The 16,432-nt window shown below is 59.5% G+C and carries 16 protein-coding genes; 13 read left to right on the top strand and 3 right to left on the bottom strand.

All coding sequences use genetic code 11. The annotated features are described in order from the left end of the window. Position 1 precedes the first annotated feature (1 nt). Both N2599_RS22345 and N2599_RS22350 read right to left on the bottom strand, forming a co-directional pair. On the bottom strand, positions 2–1,516 hold the full coding sequence (locus N2599_RS22345) for a class I adenylate-forming enzyme family protein (RefSeq protein ID WP_027512849.1): 1,515 nt from the start codon (positions 1,514–1,516) through the stop codon (positions 2–4). A gap of 132 nt (positions 1,517–1,648) precedes the next feature. After that, positions 1,649–2,632 carry a LysR family transcriptional regulator gene (locus N2599_RS22350; protein WP_051336779.1) on the bottom strand — a complete coding sequence of 328 codons (984 nt, stop codon included), beginning with the start codon at positions 2,630–2,632 and terminating at the stop codon, positions 1,649–1,651. A gap of 236 nt (positions 2,633–2,868) precedes the next feature. Between N2599_RS22350 and N2599_RS22355 the strand changes: the two genes are divergently transcribed. The 5 genes from N2599_RS22355 to N2599_RS37885 all read left to right on the top strand — a co-directional run bounded on the left by N2599_RS22355 (position 2,869) and on the right by N2599_RS37885 (position 6,452). Beyond that, positions 2,869–3,027, top strand: coding sequence for a hypothetical protein (locus N2599_RS22355; protein ID WP_156915353.1), 159 nt, complete (start codon positions 2,869–2,871; stop codon positions 3,025–3,027). 32 nt (positions 3,028–3,059) lie between these two features. Then, positions 3,060–4,121, top strand: coding sequence for an IS110 family RNA-guided transposase (locus N2599_RS22360; RefSeq protein WP_260307350.1), 1,062 nt, complete (start codon positions 3,060–3,062; stop codon positions 4,119–4,121). Between the two features lie 335 nt (positions 4,122–4,456). Then, positions 4,457–5,647: an IS481 family transposase gene (locus N2599_RS22365; protein WP_260308549.1), complete on the top strand. Its 1,191-nt coding sequence runs from the start codon at positions 4,457–4,459 to the stop codon at positions 5,645–5,647. A gap of 114 nt (positions 5,648–5,761) precedes the next feature. Next, a complete protein-coding gene (locus N2599_RS22370) occupies positions 5,762–6,166 on the top strand; it encodes a dioxygenase family protein (RefSeq protein ID WP_446250281.1) in 405 nt (134 codons plus the stop codon). A 223-nt stretch (positions 6,167–6,389) separates the two neighbouring features. Further along, positions 6,390–6,452, top strand: a complete 63-nt coding sequence (locus N2599_RS37885; RefSeq protein ID WP_375714149.1) for a hypothetical protein — start codon at positions 6,390–6,392, stop codon at positions 6,450–6,452. Positions 6,453–6,747: 295 nt separating this feature from the next. On the opposite strand, the gene N2599_RS22380 is transcribed toward N2599_RS37885, so the two are convergent. Beyond that, on the bottom strand, positions 6,748–7,431 hold the full coding sequence (locus tag N2599_RS22380; protein WP_027512656.1) for a GntR family transcriptional regulator: 684 nt from the start codon (positions 7,429–7,431) through the stop codon (positions 6,748–6,750). Positions 7,432–7,543: 112 nt separating this feature from the next. On the opposite strand from N2599_RS22380, the gene N2599_RS22385 reads away from it, so the two are divergent. The 8 genes from N2599_RS22385 (at position 7,544) to N2599_RS22420 (ending at position 16,345) form a co-directional block, all read left to right on the top strand. Next, positions 7,544–8,197, top strand: a complete 654-nt coding sequence (locus tag N2599_RS22385; RefSeq protein WP_027512657.1) for a GntR family transcriptional regulator — start codon at positions 7,544–7,546, stop codon at positions 8,195–8,197. A 111-nt stretch (positions 8,198–8,308) separates the two neighbouring features. Next, positions 8,309–9,145: an ABC transporter substrate-binding protein gene (locus N2599_RS22390; protein ID WP_027512658.1), complete on the top strand. Its 837-nt coding sequence runs from the start codon at positions 8,309–8,311 to the stop codon at positions 9,143–9,145. Positions 9,146–9,221: 76 nt separating this feature from the next. Further along, positions 9,222–9,914: an amino acid ABC transporter permease gene (locus N2599_RS22395; RefSeq protein WP_027512659.1), complete on the top strand. Its 693-nt coding sequence runs from the start codon at positions 9,222–9,224 to the stop codon at positions 9,912–9,914. A 15-nt stretch (positions 9,915–9,929) separates the two neighbouring features. Continuing rightward, positions 9,930–10,820, top strand: coding sequence for a 4-hydroxy-tetrahydrodipicolinate synthase (gene dapA / locus N2599_RS22400; protein ID WP_027512660.1), 891 nt, complete (start codon positions 9,930–9,932; stop codon positions 10,818–10,820). An 11-nt stretch (positions 10,821–10,831) separates the two neighbouring features. Continuing rightward, positions 10,832–13,765, top strand: coding sequence for an FAD-dependent oxidoreductase (locus tag N2599_RS22405; RefSeq protein ID WP_037143291.1), 2,934 nt, complete (start codon positions 10,832–10,834; stop codon positions 13,763–13,765). After that, a complete protein-coding gene (locus N2599_RS22410) occupies positions 13,762–14,490 on the top strand; it encodes an amino acid ABC transporter ATP-binding protein (protein WP_027512661.1) in 729 nt (242 codons plus the stop codon). Before N2599_RS22405 ends, N2599_RS22410 begins: the two co-directional genes overlap by 4 nt. Positions 14,491–14,501: 11 nt before the next feature. Continuing rightward, positions 14,502–15,935 carry a dihydropyrimidinase gene (gene hydA, locus N2599_RS22415; protein WP_027512662.1) on the top strand — a complete coding sequence of 478 codons (1,434 nt, stop codon included), beginning with the start codon at positions 14,502–14,504 and terminating at the stop codon, positions 15,933–15,935. Continuing rightward, on the top strand, positions 15,932–16,345 hold the full coding sequence (locus tag N2599_RS22420) for a DUF3830 family protein (protein ID WP_027512663.1): 414 nt from the start codon (positions 15,932–15,934) through the stop codon (positions 16,343–16,345). Before hydA ends, N2599_RS22420 begins: the two co-directional genes overlap by 4 nt. The last annotated feature ends 87 nt before the right edge of the window (positions 16,346–16,432 follow it).

A 16,432-nucleotide genomic window follows, 5' to 3' on the forward strand; every position in this document is an offset into this window, starting at 1 on the left:
CTCAGGCCGCGGCTGCACGCGCGGCAAGTTCCGCCTTGGCGATCTTGCCGGTGGGCGTCATGGGAAGTTCGGCGAGCGGGATGACGGTCATGAGGGAAAGGTCATAGGGCACCGAACCGGCGATCTTCGCCTTGATCTCCTCCCCATCCACGGGACCTGCGGCCTGTACGAATGCGACCGGCCGGGTGGTAATCGCCTTGTCGGGAACACCGACGACGGCCGCTTGCTGCACGCCCGGCACCATGGAGAGCGCCTCCTCGACGTCGCGCGGATACCAGGTCTTGCCGCCGACCTCGATCAGTTCGGAACGGCGTCCGAGCATGGTGACGAAGCCTTGCTTGTCCATCGCGCCGATGTCGCCGGTCCAAAGCCAGCCACCCTTGAGTGTCTCGGCCGTCTTCTCCGGCTTGCCCCAGTAGCCCCACATGAAGCCGCCCCTGAGCGCGATCTCGCCGACCGCGCCGCATGCAACCTCGGTGCCGTCGGCATTGAGAATGCGCACTTCCTTGTCGGGAAGCGGCTGGCCGGCGCGGCGCGTCTCGATATCAGCCGGATCGAGCTTCGGGAAACCGAGCGCGACAAAGCCGCCGAGCTCGGACTGGCCGTAGCTTTCGACGAGCGGCAGCTTCAGCTTTTCATGCCAGCCAGCCTTCAAGGTCGGCGGAACCGGTCCGCCGCCGGACATGCTCATGCGCAGCTTGGATGGCGTACGGCCCCGCACGGCTGCTTCGTTTAGGACATCGGTGAGGATCGGAGGATTGGCGATCAGCATGGTTGCGCCGCGCGCTTCCAGCGCATCGAAGCCGGTCGTCTGGGTCCACTTGCCCATGACGTTGATGGCCGCGCCGCGGGAAAGCTGCGGCAGCAGGTTGCCGACGAGCTGGTAGGAACTGGAGAGCGCGCTCGGCCCGAAAGAGACGTCGGCGCCGGTGATCTGCAGCCGCTCGGCAATGCAGCGCGTCGCGCGGACGGTCGGTTCGTGCTTCAGGCAGGCACCCTTCGGCTTGCCGGTGGTGCCGGATGTGTAGGAAAGATGCGCGATCGCATCCTCGTTGCCGGGATCGGCGGGGAGGGGGAGTGCCGCGGCCATCAGGTCGGGCAGCGAATGGGCGCCTTCCTGCGGTCCGTCCATGCAGATCAGTGCCCTGACGCTTGGCGCGCCCGCCGCCGCCGTGTGGATCGGCTCCCTCATGTCATGGGTATAGACGACCACCGTGGGCTCGTGATCGGCGAAATAATAGGCAAGTTCGTCGGCAAATTTGACGTTTACGAGGGCGCAGATGGCCCCGAGGCGCCAGCAGCCGAACATGATGTTGAGATAGTCCATGCCGTTATGGGCAAAGATCGTCACGCGGTCGCCCGGTTTGACGCCGAAATGATGAAGGGCCCCAGCGGCACGCTCCATGGTATCGACCGCTTCGGCATAGGTCAGGCTCCTGCCCCGGTCCACCCAGTGGAAACAGGCGTGGTCCGGATCACGGATTGCACCGTCCAGAAGCAGGGTGTGCATTAGCATTGAATTCTCCGCGTATGTTGCTCATTTGTTCGGCACTGAAGAGATCTGCCTGAAGCATGGGCAAAATTGATCGCGGGGTGAACGCCTACAGCGTCAATAGTAGATATAGACACACGCTTATATATCGCCCGCTCAGTACGCCGCGAGGAGCTCGGCCTTTGCGGGCATGGCGTGGAGGGTCTGGTCGAAACGGCGGGCGACGGAGCGGACTACGCCGCGCAACCATTGATTGGCGCCGCTCGCATGGGCGCGCTCATGCCAGAGCAGATAGAGGTTCATCTGGTCAAATTCCCGTGGCGCTTCGATCAGCCGAAGCTGATTGGCCGGCGCGTTTTCGATGATGTATTCGGCATAGGGCCGGGCGGTGGTGAAGACGAGGTCGGTTTCCGCCAGGATGGCCGGGATAAGGGCATATTCCGGCACGGACATCGCGATCCTCCGCTTCATCCCGAGTTGCGACAGCCTGCCGTCGATCGGGCTGTAGAAGGCGCTCGATCCCGGCGTCGGCGAGACATGATCGGCATCGAGATAGGTGTGAAGGGTCAGCCGGCCGGCCCGGGCGAGAGGATTAGATCTCTGCACCACGCAGGCAATATCGCAATGCAGGAGTGTCGTCGATTTCAGGCTTTGCTGCGGTGCCGGCCAGTTGCCGATCACAAGGTCCACCCGGCCCGCGCCCAGCTCATCGATCAGGTCCATTTTTTCGGAAGGGGCGAAGAAATCGACCGAAATGCCGGGCGCCTTCTGGCGGATGCTGGCGGCGAGCGGCGGGATGAGGAAGGCGCCGAAGCAATTCACGGCGGCGACGCGCATGCGGCTCTGGACCGCGCCAGGATCGAACTGGCTGGTCCGGTTCAGCGTGTTCTTCAGTCCTTCCAGGATGAGGCCGACCGAAACCATCACCTCTTCTCCCCGTTCCGTCAGAACGAGTTTCTGGCCGCTGCGCACCAGCAGCGGATCAGCGAAGACCTCACGCGCTTTCTTCAACGATGCGCTAACACTCGGCTGGGTGAGGCCAAGCAGAACGGCAACCTTGGAAACGCTCCTCTCGGTGAGCAGGAGATAGGTTGTGTGGAGCAGTCGGACGTCGATCGACGGGTTGATATTCGCATACACGGCCGGTTCCTCTCGCAAGTGGATTGCGGGACGCGATGCAAGCGATGTGCCACCCAAAGAACTTGCGTTGCTCGGGATGGTGTGCCCCCCGATTTCATCGGACATTTCAGCTATTGAGTAATAGTGCGCCTGGTATCCGTTCCCTGGCCTTGGCCGTATGCTCAAGACGGATGCCGGCAATGCCTGGGTCCCGGTCAATTGGCAGTTCTAATTCGGTGAGTAATGGAGGCCCCGCAATGACGACATCAAGGCGCGCACTTCTTTCGGGTTTTCTCGCAATGCCGCTCGTGCCGCTGGCCGGAGCGATCGCTTTCGGACAGGAGGCACCGTTGCTGCCGCTGCCCGACCTGTTGGGGTGGACGGCCCCCGAGCGGCATCGAAATGTGCCAGAGTGAGCCGTTAACGATCTCAAACGAAGGAGCCGTCCGTGGATCAGATTATCCGTATTGGCATGGATACGTCAAAGCACGTCTTTCAATTGCATGGTGTAAACGCCGCCGAGCAACCGATCTTGCGCAAGAAGATGCGCCGCAAGGAGATGGTGGATTTCTTTGCGAATTGCCCACCGACCGTGATTGCGATCGAAGCCTGCGGCGCTTCGCATCACTGGGCCCGGTTGCTGACGGGGCTCGGACATGAGGTCAAGCTGATCGCGCCACAACTGGCGAAGCCCTACGTCAAGCGCGGCAAGAATGATGCGGCCGATGCCGAAGCGCTATGCGAGGCGATGAGCCGTCCGACGATGCGGTTCGTTCCGGTGAAGAGTGCGGATCAGCAAGCCGCGCTGATGCTGGTGGGCATGCGCGAGCGCGCTGTCGCCGCACAGACGCAGCTTGCCAATACAATTCGTGGCTATGCAGCTGAGTTCGGGCTGACGGCGGCCAAAGGCATGTCTCATATTCCGCTCCTTCTGGAACGCACCATGATTGATGAAAGCGTTCCGGCTGTGGCGCGTGAGCTGTTTACGTCTCTCGCTGAGGAATTTGCGCAGTTGGGGGATCGCCTGAAAGAGGTGGAGGCAAAACTGATGGCCTGGTATCGCAACAATGAATGTTGTCGCCGTCTTGCAAAGATCCCTGGTGTCGGACCGATCGGCGCGGTCTTGCTGGCGATGAAAGCTCCGGCCCCGGAACAGTTTACATCCGGAAGGCAGTTTGCCGCCTGGATGGGCCTAACGCCCAGAGACCATTCGACTGCGGGCAAAGTCAGGCTCGGTGTCATTACGAGGGCCGGCGATGAGACCTTGCGCAAGACATTGGTCGTGGGTGCGACCTCGCGGCTTCAACAGGTAAGAGCGGGACGTGGAAAGAGCACTTCGCCTTGGCTCATCGAGTTGCTCAAGCGCAAGCCACCCAAGCTCGTGGCTGTCGCGCTGGCCAACAAGATCGCCCGGATCGCCTGGAAGATAATGGTGACCGGCGAGGACTACAAAGGTAATGCTCGCGACCGGCTCTGGCCTGCGCAGCATAGAGAGATCAGTCAGGTCTAGGTTAGCAGGTTACAGATGCTGCCGTGCCGATCTGATGCGTGAACTTGCAAGGAACGAGCAGATGGTGTGATCGATCGATCCGAGACGTGGGACACTCCGTATCTCTCAGTGGCCGTTGAAGGTCGCCGACCTGTTTGGAACTCACGTCGCGGAACCCATCTTGGCCAGCGTTCATGTGCGAGCGCAACAACAGGCCGGACATATGAACGCAAGCGATCTCGATCAAATCATCATAGGAGTTCTTGCAGGGAGGGGGCCGTCCACATATGAGAGATAGGTGACGTTTTGTACCGGAGACATGGGTGACACTTTTCGCTTTTTGGCGGGAGGTGTTGATGCCGTGGAAAGAGACTTCGGTGATGGAGGAACGTCTACGATTTGTCGCCCGGCTATTAGAGGGCGAAGGCATGAGCGATGTGTGCCGTGCATTCGGCATCTCGCGCAAGACCGGCTACAAAATCTTCAATCGCTATAAGGACGACGGCCTGGAGGCACTGACGGATCGGTCTCGACGGCCGGTGCGTTATGCCAACCAGCTGCCTGAGCCGGTCGAGGCGATGATCGTCTCGTGCAAGAAGAGCAAGCCGCATTGGGGTGCCAGGAAGATCAGGGAGCTTTTGGTGAAGCGCCTGGCCGGCGATGTGCGCGTGCCGTCGAAGAGTACGGTGCATGCCGTTCTCGATCGACATGGTCTGGTCGCCCATGCCCGCAAGCGGCAACGACATCGAGCCGAAGGGACAGCCTTGTCACAGGCATTACTGCCGAACGATCTGTGGTGTGCCGACTTCAAGGGCGAGTTCAAGCTCGGCGATGGCCGATACTGTTACCCGCTGACGGTCACCGACCAGGCGTCACGTTATCTTCTCGCCTGCGAAGCCTTTGAATCGACACGAGAACGGGCTGTCTTCGACGCGTTCCGGCGGCTGTTTACCGAATGCGGCCTGCCGACGGCGATCCGCAGCGACAACGGCTTGCCGTTCGCCAGCCCCAACGGGCTCTACAATCTGTCGAAGCTGTCGGTGTGGTGGCTGAGGCTCGGGATCACGCTGGAGCGCATCAGGCCGGGCCGTCCCCAAGAAAACGGCCGGCATGAGCGCATGCACCTGACGCTGAAGAAAGAGGCGACCAGACCACCGGGCAAAAACATCCTCCAGCAGCAGGCCCGCTTCGACGCTTTCGTCAGCGAATTCAATCAGGAGCGGCCGCACGAGGCGCTCAACATGAAGGTGCCGGCAGATCTCTACGTCGCTTCGTCACGCCCCTATCAGGGCCTGCCGGAGATCGACTACCCCTTCCACGATCGCGATGCGCTGGTGACCAATTGCGGCCGCATCTGCATCTTCTACCGCAAGAAGGTCAACATCTCGACCGTGCTGGCAGGACAGAAACTGGGACTCAAGGAAGTCGACGACGGTATTTGGCTCGTCAGCTTCATGCAGTATGATCTGGGATATATCGACCTGGAGCAGAGGACCTTGCAAACCATCGACAACCCGTTCGGCACGAGGTTGTCACCCATGTCTTAGGTACGATCTGTTACCGATGTCTCCGGGTCGGACACGCTGACGCGCGCCTGCGCCGACGGAGATGAACCCACGCCCGCCCGTGAGGCCGGTCCGTTCTTCAAGCCGAATTCACCGTTGAAGCAGGATCTCTATCTGGATGCGCCGCGCGGCGAGCGCATCACCATCGCCGGCTATGTCCTCGGTGATCGCTGTCGCCCAACGCCGCGGAGCCTCGTTGAGATCTGGCAAGCGGATGAAAACGGCGAGTACGATCGTCGGGGCTTCCGCTTGCGGGGACATCAGTTCGCCGACGAGCAGGGACGCTGGTGGTTCAACACCGTCGTGCCGGCGCTGTATCCGGGACGCACGCGACACTTCCATTTCAGGGTTCAACGGCCGGGCGGATATGTCCTGACGACGCAGCTCTTCTTTCCGGGCGAGCCGAGTAATGCACGCGACCGGATCGTCGATGAAACGCTGCTCATGACGATCAGCCCCGCGGGCGACGGTCAGTTCGCGCGCTTCGACTTCGTGGTCTGACCCATGGGTCGCCGCAGCGATCGGCAACGCGATCTTCCATGCCACGGGGCGGCGGCTTCGAGAACCGCCGATCCGCATCGAGCATCTTTTCTGGGAGGTTCGATCGACCAGCCGGCGGCGCGCCGAGGTCCGTGCATGAGGCAGGCTTAGAAAAGATGAGGAGACTATTGCATGAGCGAACAGCAGGATTCTGATCGTCAACCGACGTGGCTTCATCGGTGCTTTGGGCACAGGAGCCATCACACTGGCTACAACACCTTTCTTTTCCGGTAAGGCCCACGCCTAAGGCCAACCGAGCGTGCCGGCGACGGCCTCCACGACATCTGCACGAACGCGAACGAGTCCGAGAACGCAACAGACCCTCACGATACTCGGTCTCGGGACCTTCCTGACCTTTGACGCCCGCCCGGGCGACGACCGCAGGAACCTCGGCGAGGTCTTTCGGCGCTACTGGGGGCGGTGTCGGGTCATCGACACGTCGCCTCTCTACGGATCGGCGGAAGTCTCTGTTGGCCGTTCCTTGCGGGCACACCGGAGGCATCCGAGATTTTCGGGCTTGTTCCTCGGTCCACTTGATCGCACTAGAGGTCGGCGACTTGTAGATGCATTCGAGTAAATGCGATTAAGCTTTCGATGTGGTGGGCAACAGCCCGGCGCGTTTCCTCGACGTCGCCCCGGTCGATCGCCTCGATGATAACAAGGTGTTCCGTGGAGTCCGGCTTCAGGCGATCTTTCAGGCGGTCGATTTCGAAGAGACGCGTGGTCGCCCGAAGCTCCCGCAGTACCTTTGCCATTACCGCGTTGCCGCAATGATCGATGATCATATTATGGAGATTGTCGTCCGAGAACCAGTGCGCGTCTGTGTGATACGCAGTCGCGTCCAAAAGGTCGTGGATTTCCTGCCGGACGCTCATCAAAAGACGTCGCGGAATAGCGTTGATCGACAGTACCGCTGCTTCAGGTTCGATCAACAACCTCAGTTTCAAGCTTTGAAGATACTCGCCGATATCCACCTGTCGCACGACGTAGTTTCGGCCATCACCCTTGCGAACCAGGCCTTCGCCCTCTAACCTCTGAAGCGCTTCGCGCAGCGGTGTCCTCGAAATCCCGAGTGTCTCGGCAAGCCTTGCCTCAACGATGACATGCCCGCCTTTCAGCCGGCGATGCCGGATCATGTCGGACACGGCCTTGTAGGTCAGCGATGCAAGATTATGCTGCCCTTTCTCCGCAATTTTCCGACCCGGGGCCGCTAAAGCGTCTGTCACCGTTCGCTATTTCCTTGTTCTTTAAGGCGTTGGCCGCACGACGCGGCAACGCGCTTTCCTTACGCGATCACTTGTTACATATGATAGCCGATTTGGAAAAGGACTGGAACGAGTGCAGATGGACGATGGTCTGAATGAAGTTGGCGACTCCAGCCTTGCTGACGAAACCTACCGTTCCCTGCTGGCTGATATTCTATCAGCCAGGCTCGCGGGGGGATCGGTCGTCCAGCAACGCCGCCTGGCGACGAAACATGCTGTTTCGCGTTCTCCCATGCGCCACGCGCTGGGACGTCTCGAAGGGGAGGGACTACTTGTCAGAAACGAAAAAGGCGTTCTCTCCGTCAGGGTCATCAGTCTCAAGGATTACCTTGACAGTCTCACCATGAGGATGCTGCTCGAACCAACTGCGGCCGCGCTCGCCAGTCCTCACGTTTCGCGACTTGAACTGGACCCTTTGGCAAGGATGCTTGACGAGATCGAGGCCGACCCCGAACCTGACCCCGAGGTGGTTTGGGCGTTCGACGACGCGCTTCACAACTATATCGCAAGCGAGAGCCGCAACCCCTTTATGGCGGCTACCATCGGGGAGATGCGACGCTACACAACGATCTTTGAGCGGCAACTGCCCGTTGTTCGCGCTAAGCCGGGCGTGCGAGAACATAGAGCGATCCTGCTTGCCTTGGCCTCCAACGATGCCGAGGCCGCCCGCCGAGCCATGACCGATCATCTCGAAGTTGTCCGTCAGGGCGTTCTTGCGAACTACTGAATCCGATGAAAATGCACTTGCATTCGCGGGGGACTTTTGTATAAAAGTGGGATCCCACTTGAATGCACGGTCGGGATCCAACGATAAAGAACCGAACTCCAGAGGCTCTCCATGCTCCGTTCACACTTCTCTCGCAGCGTTTTTGCCGCGTCCTTCCTGTCGATCACAGCGTCTTTTGCCTTCGCTCAGTCCTGCGAACCCAAAGTGGTGGCAGGCGAGTTGATCAAGCCCGGTACGCTCGTCATGTCGACCAATCCAACGCTTCCTCCGCTCCAGTTCATCGATTCCACTGGCGATCTGAAGGGCATGCGCATCGACCTCGGCAAAGAGATCGCCAAACGCCTTTGCCTTGAGCCCGAGTATGTCCGCATCGAATTCTCCGCGATGGTTCCGGGTCTGCAGGCTGGCCGCTGGGACATGATCAATACGGGCATTTTCTTCACCGAGGAACGCACCAAGATCATGCAGATGATCCCCTATGAAGATCAGGCCATCAGCATCTCCGTGGCGCCGGATTCGAAGAAAAACGTCACCGCAAAAGATGATCTGGCCGGCATGACGATCGGTGTCGAAATCGGTGGTTTCGAGGAAACAAAGACACGCCTTCTCGACAAGGAACTGCGTGACGCGGGCAAAGAAGGCCTGACCATCCAGACGTTCGATAATTTCGCCTTGGCCTTCCAGGCTCTGCGGGCAGGCCAGGTGCAGGGTGTCGTGTCGATCGACGCGGTTGCGAAGGAGTACGATTCTCGCGGGGACTTCAAACGGGCAATCAGCGGCCTCTACCCCGCTCCGGTTTCTGTCGCATTCAAAAGCTCGGCTTTGGCTGATGCCGTGTCTGCAACGTTGAAAGACATGAAGACGGATGGATCTCTGAAGGCGCTCTTTGACAAATACGGTCTGCCGATGGTCGCGGGTGACTATTCGGTCAAAGGCCCCGGTCGCTGAACTGATTTCAAAGATCGTTTAGAGATGAGGCGGGGGCGACCACGTCGCGCCAAACCTCTTGTAGAAGGTCGTCTTCATGTCGCTTTGGAACTGGTCTGGGTTCTTCGGTTATCTGTTCAACCCCTTTATACTTGGCGGGGTGTTCACGACCGTCTGGCTCACCGTCGTCTCGTTGATTGCGGGGCTTATTCTGGGCTTTGCCCTTGCATTGATGCGGCGATCGTCGCGGCGGGTGCCATACTCCCTTGCCAAGGCGTATATCTGGCTTTTTCGCGGCACGCCGCTTCTTGTACAGTTGATTGCGATCTACACGGCGCTTCCGCTGTTCGGCATCAAGTTCACCGTCATAGAGGCGGCATTGCTCGGATTGGCTCTCAACGAGGCGGCGTATCTCGCGGAGATCATTCGCGCCGGTATCGAAGCCGTGCCGGAAGGCCAGACCAGGGCAGCACGCGCGCTCGGCATGACGGAGCGTCAGATCATGCGCTATATCGTGATGCCGCAAGCCTTCAAAGTTATCGTTCCGCCTCTCGGCAATTCGGTGAACGGTCTCTTGAAAACGACCTCTGTCACCTCCGTCATCTCGGTCGAAGAACTCCTTCGCCGGACCCAGGTTCTCATCCAGGAGCGGTTCATGGTGCTCGAACTGTTTGCGGTCGCGGCGATTTATTACCTCCTCCTCACAACACTCTGGGACTTCTTCCAGAGCCATATCGAAAAGCGTCTCGGTCAAGCCGGATCGCGGCTTTCCATTAACGAGAAGCGCTAGAACCAGGATTTTCAAATGCAGAAGATGTTCCGCGGTGTCTACACCGTGATGATTACTCCGTTAGATCCCAGCGGCGCGGTCGATCTGAAGGGGTTGGCTGCCTTTACCGACTGGCAGGTCAAGGAAGGTATCCATGGTCTGATCCCTCTTGGATCGACAGGTGAGTTTCTGTCGCTCAGCGAGGAAGAGCGCGATAGTGTGGCGAGGACCGTCATCGAAACTGTCGCGGGACGGGTGCCTGTTCTGATCGGCACGGGAGCGGAAGATACGCGGGAGTCCATTCGCCTCAGCGTCAAGGCCGAGGCAATGGGAGCAGACGGCGTCATGATTATTCCGCCGTTCTATTCCACACCAACGGATGACGAACTTGTTCACCACTACAAGAGCATTGCGTCTGCAGTGACTATCCCGATTATGGTCTACAACAATCCCGCGACCGCAAACGTCGATCTGACGCCAGAGTTGGTCAAGCGCATCGCCGAAATCGACGGCTGTGACTATATCAAGGAGTCCACCCTCGAAGTGACGCGCGTGCGCGACATCATCCGGCTGGCTGGCAACGATATGACTGTGTTCGGGGGCATTCTCGGGTTCGAGTCTTTCGTTATGGGTGCGCAGGGCTGGGTGGCAGTGGCTTCAAATGTTGCGCCAGGACCGATGGTGCGGATCTTCGAACTTGTCGCAAATGAGAAAAAGTTCGATGAGGCAAGAGAGCTTTACCTCAAATGGCTGCCTGTCATTCAGGCGGTCGGGGGCCAGGCCTATGTCGCAGGAACGAAGTCACTGCTGACCCACATGGGATTTGGCGCAGGCCTGCCGCGTCCGCCGCGCCTACCGTTGCCACCCGCGCAGGATGCCGCCATGAAGAGGCTGGTGGCCGATTTCGGTCTGACGTTCAGCGTCTGAGGAATTCCATGATGCCCGTCGCTTCCATAAACCAGAGTTTGGGGCCCGACGATGCGCGGGTCAGGCTCTCGGTCGACGGCCTGCAGATATTTGCCGAAAAAGGCATGTCTGTTGCCGCCGCCATCGAGGCGACGGGACGGCATGAATTTTCCCGAGGCATCAAAGGCGAGGGCCGTGGCCTCTTTTGCGGAATGGGTGCCTGTCACGACTGTCTCATGACGATCGACGGAAAAGTCAGCCAGCGGGCCTGCATGACCACTGTCGACGATGACATGCAGGTCCTGCGCCCTGCCGCCCGGCCGGACCTTGCCGCTGGTCAGATTGCTGATCTCTGCAGTGTGCCGCAGTCCTTGGCGACAAGGACGATGGACGTTCTCATTGTCGGAGCCGGCCCCGCAGGGCTTGCCGCCGCTAAGGTCCTTGCTGTGGCCGGGGCCGAGGTGACTGTCATTGATGAACGGCCGTCCGCCGGCGGGCAGTATTTCAAACAGCCCTCGACACCGAGCGCCGCTGAACGATTGCGTGGCGACGAGCAGGCTTTATCCGGCGCAGCGCTTATAGGGAAAGTGCGCGACCACGGCGTGATATTTCTTAGTGCGACGGTGGTGTGGGGTGGTGCACGCGACGACGCCGGTTCGTTTATCATCGCCTGCTATGGATCTGGCCATGCGTTTTACTGCAAGCCGAAAATGCTCATTATCGCGACAGGGGCCTACGAACGCCCAACGTCGGTCAGGGGTTGGACACTTCCCGGTGCGATGACAACAGGGGCCGCCCAGACGTTGCTGAGGAGCTACGGAACTGTGCCCGGCCGAAGGATCATTGTCGCCGGAAACGGTCCTTTGAATATGCAGGTCGCAAACGAACTTCGAAAGGCAGGAGCTTCCATAGTGGCTTTGCTGGAAGCAGCGCCGCCACCGTGGTCTCGGCCTGCGGCAGCCCTCAGGCTTCTGACAACGGATCCCGCTCTCGCCCGTCACGGATTACGCCAGATATCGACGCTGAGGTCCAGGGGCGTCAAGATAGACTGGAATAGCGTGCTCACCTCGATCAACGGTTCGCAGTGTGTGGAGAGCGTCACTTTCGCCGGACCGGGCGGCGAGACCAATCTCGATGCTGACACTGTCCTTATCGGCGGCAATTTCACATCCTCCAATGAGCTGTCCCGGCTACTCGGATGCGGCCATGAGGTCGTCGACGGTGATCTGCGGGCCGTGCGAGATCTCGACGGTCAGACAACGGTTGCGAACGTGCATATTGTCGGCGAAGCGGCGCGTTTCGGCGGCGCGCATGTTGCGATGGCAGAAGGACGGATTGCCGCCGCAGCGATTGCGCGAAAACTGGGCCTCCTTGCCCAGACCGACGAAAGCGCAGCGAAAAGGCTTGCTCGCCATAGACGGTTTCAAGAGGCGCTTTGGCAGGTCTTCGCGCCGAAGGACGATGCAAAGACAAAGACGGCGGTTCCGCCAGATGATGCCTTGATCTGCCGTTGCGAAGGGGTGACTTACGGTGCCTTGAGGACCCTCAGCGCAAATAGTGCGCAGGACGTCTCGACATTAAAGCGCCTGTCGCGTGCAGGCATGGGGCGATGTCAGAGCCGCTACTGCGGCAAAGCGATTACTGACGTCGCGAAGGAACGACACCTCACGGGCGAAACAAGCGGTTTTCTGGCTCCGCAAATGCCACTTCGACCTATTCCGTTGGCGGCGCTTGCGGTCGAGAAGCCGGAATGGGGCGGCCACAAGCGCGCACTTTTGCCGGAAAAGCCCCCATTGGCGAGCCCTCAAGCTTTGCCGGTGGCGGAAACGTCCACGCTGGTAATCGGCGCCGGCATTGCAGGCCTTTCGACGGCGCTCTTCCTTGCCAGGGAAGGCGAGGACGTTGTGGTGGTGGAGCGCGCTTTTGCGAACTCGCTGGCGTCGGGAGGGAATGCCGGAAGCCTTCATGCCCAGCTGCTTTCCTTCGACCACGGTGCCCGTGCCGAAGGTGGCGGCGGAGCGGCCGCTCAAACACTTCCCCTCCAGCGCGATTCAATCGCTCTTTGGGCCGCGCTGCAAAGCGAACTCGGACAGGATTTCGAGATGAAGGTCACAGGCGGCCTCATGGTGGCGGAAACCGATGATCATATGCATTTTCTGGCGGAAAAGGTCGGTGTGGAGTGCGCGGCCGGGATTGATTGCCGCTTGATCGGGCAAGACGAACTACGCTCTCTGGAGCCTGCTCTGTCTTCTCACTTCGTCGGCGCTGCCTACTGTTCCCAGGAGGGCAAGATCAACCCTCTCGTCGCTACGCAATATATATTGGAGGCGGCACGGCGAGACGGCGCTCAAGTCTTCGAAAACTGCGAGGTCACCGGAATAAGGACCTCGGACGGCGGGTTCGAGGTCAAGACATCGAGGGGCATCTTGCGGACAAAACGGATCGTCAATGCAGCCGGAGCCTTCGCTTCAAGGATCGGCGCGATGCTCGGTGTCGACGTGCCGGTATTCGGTGCTCCGCTGCACATGGTGGTTACCGAGGCCGCAGCACCTTTGATCTCGTGTCTCGTCGCCCATGCCGACCGCCATTTAACCCTGAAGCAGGCGGCAAACGGGAACTTCATCATTGGCGGCGGCTGGACCGCAGGCCTTGATCCCGTCCATCAACATCCGCGCCCGCTGCTGTCGAGCCTTGAGGGGAACCTTTGGGTTGCCCAGCACGTCGTTCCCGCTCTGCGCAAACTTCACGTCATCCGAAGCTGGGCGGCGATGAACATCAATATCGACGGCGCGCCAATCCTCGGCGAACATCCGTCAATGCCTGGGTTCTTCAATGCCGTCACTTCAAACGGCTACACGCTCGGCCCGATCGTCGGCCAGTTGACGTCTCGGCTCGTTCTCGGTCGCGAGACCGATAGAGCCTTGCAGCCCTTTTCCATCTCACGTTTCCAGAAAGGCCGGGCATGATTGAGATCACTGGCGTTACCAAATATTACGGTCAGTTCGCTGTCCTTAAGAACTGCTCGGTAAACGTCGAGCGCGGTGAGGTCGTGGTCGTCTGCGGTCCCTCGGGGTCGGGCAAATCGACGTTGATCAAATGCGTCAACGGGCTCGAGCAGTTTCAGGAAGGTTCGATCCGAGTGCATGGTATCGAAGTTGGCGACCCGAAGACCGACCTGCCGAACCTTCGCACACGAGTAGGGATGGTCTTCCAGAACTTCGAATTGTTTCCGCATCTGACGATCATCGGCAATATCATGCTGGCGCAGAAGATTGTCATTGGCCGCAGCGAAACGGCAGCCCACGCGAAGGCCATGGCGCTTCTTGATCGCGTCGGGCTGACGGACCACGCGCAAAAGTATCCAAGCCAACTCTCCGGCGGGCAGCAACAGCGCGTGGCCATCGCTCGGGCGCTCGCGATGGATCCGCTCGCCATGCTCTTCGACGAGCCGACATCCGCACTTGACCCAGAGATGATTTCCGAAGTGCTCGACGTCATGACCGGACTGGCAAAGGACGGCATGACCATGATGGTCGTCACCCATGAGATGGGATTTGCCCGCCGGGTGGCGACTCGCGTGATTTTCATCGATCAGGGCGAGATCGTCGAGGATCGACCGAGCGAGGAGTTTTTCGCGGGAAAACACAATCCGCGGACCGAAGCTTTCCTTGGCAAAATCCTGCAACACTGAGGGTCAGGCTTGTGAGCGACTACGATCTCATCATTCAGAATGGCACGGTGGCGACTGCTGCGGATGTTTTCCAGGCCGATATCGGCATTAAAGACGGCAAGATTGTCCAGATCGGGCAGAGCCTGTCGGGTGCTGCGCGCGCAATCGACGCCTCGGGCAAATATGTCCTTCCAGGCGGCATCGACAGCCATGTCCATATCTCCCAGCCTTCCGGCGAAGGGATCGAGATGGCGGACGACTTCGAGAGCGGAACGCTGTCGGCGGTGTTCGGCGGCAATACGACCATCATGCCGTTCTGCCTTCAGGAAAAGGGCAAGTCGCTGCGAGAGGTGCTAGCGGCCTATCATGCGCTCGCAGAGGGACAGTGTTATACCGACGTCAGTTTTCATCTGATCATATCCGACCCCAGTGACGCTGTGCTGGGCCAGGAGTTGCCGGCCCTTGTGGCCGATGGCTATCCGTCGCTGAAGGTCTTCATGACCTATGAGAACCTGCGCCTCGACGACGCGCAGATCCTAAAGACGCTCGATGTGGCGCGACGGACGGGCGCCACCGTCATGGTCCATTGTGAAAACGAGGACGCAATCAGGTTCCTGATTGAAAAGCACGAGCTGGCAGGCGACGTTGCCCCACGCGCTCATGCCTCTACCCGTCCGGTCGCTGTCGAACGTGAAGCCACGCATCGCGCCCTGACGCTCGCCGAAATCGTAGACGTTCCCATTGTCATTGTGCATGTCTCGAACGGCGAGGCGATGGAAGAGATCGCTCGCGCAAGGACGAGAGGTGTCAAGGTCGTCGGGGAAACCTGCCCGCAATATCTGACGCTCACCGCCAAGGACCTCGACGGCATGGATTGGGAGGGCGCGAAACTTGTCTGCTCTCCGCCGCCGCGGGATGAAGAAGCCCAGAAGGAATGCTGGCGCGGCATCGAGACCGGGGCATTCGAACTCTTTTCATCCGATCATTGTCCATTCCGCTACGACGACCAGCACGGGAAGCTTAATCCCAAAGGCCGCACGAATTTCAGGCACATTCCCAATGGCATTCCAGGTGTCGAAACCCGCCTTCCCATCCTGTTTTCGCAAGGGTTCATGACCGGACGCATCGATCTGCCGCGCTTTGTCGCCCTGACATCAACGAACCATGCAAAGACCTACGGGCTCTATCCACAAAAGGGAACAATTGCAGTGGGGGCAGATGCGGACATCGCGATATGGGATCCAGCCATCGAACGGACGATCCGTCATGCGGACCTGCATGATGGCGCAGACTATTCGCCCTACGAGGGGATCAATATCACCGGGTGGCCGATAACGACAATTGTCGCCGGAAAGCCCGTCGTCGAAAACGGTGTCCTGGTGGGCACCAAGGGCGACGGGCAATATCGGAAGGCTGCGGCGAGACAGATCAACAAGCATTCAAATCTAACAAGAGTGACATCATGAAACTGAAGATTACAGCAGGGCCATTCATCTTCGACGCTGTCCTGGAAACTGCCAAAGCGCCCAAAACCTGTGAAGCATTCATCAAGCAGATGCCATTTGATGGTAAAATCGTGCACGTTCGCTGGTCGGGCGAGGGCGTCTGGATCCCGCTTGGCGACCATAATTTCGGCGTCGGTTATGAGAACCACACAAGCCATCCGGCTCCTGGTCATATCATCCTTTACCCGGGAGGCATTAGCGAAACGGAAATCCTGCTTGCCTACGGAGGCGTCGATTTTTCATCGAAAATGGGGCAACTGGCCGGCAATCACTTCATCACAATCACATCCAATCTCGACAAACTCGCCGAGATAGGACGTCTCACGCTGTGGGAAGGCGCGCAATCCATTCGATTTGAGGCCGTATCCTAAGCGCAATAGGGGGAGACAGGGTTGACGTCGACGTGCCAGCGCCGCCTCACGCAGCGGTTGGCACGTTTCCTGCGTTCTACATCTTCG

This window comes from Rhizobium sullae (assembly GCF_025200715.1).
GTDB lineage: Bacteria > Pseudomonadota > Alphaproteobacteria > Rhizobiales > Rhizobiaceae > Rhizobium > Rhizobium sullae.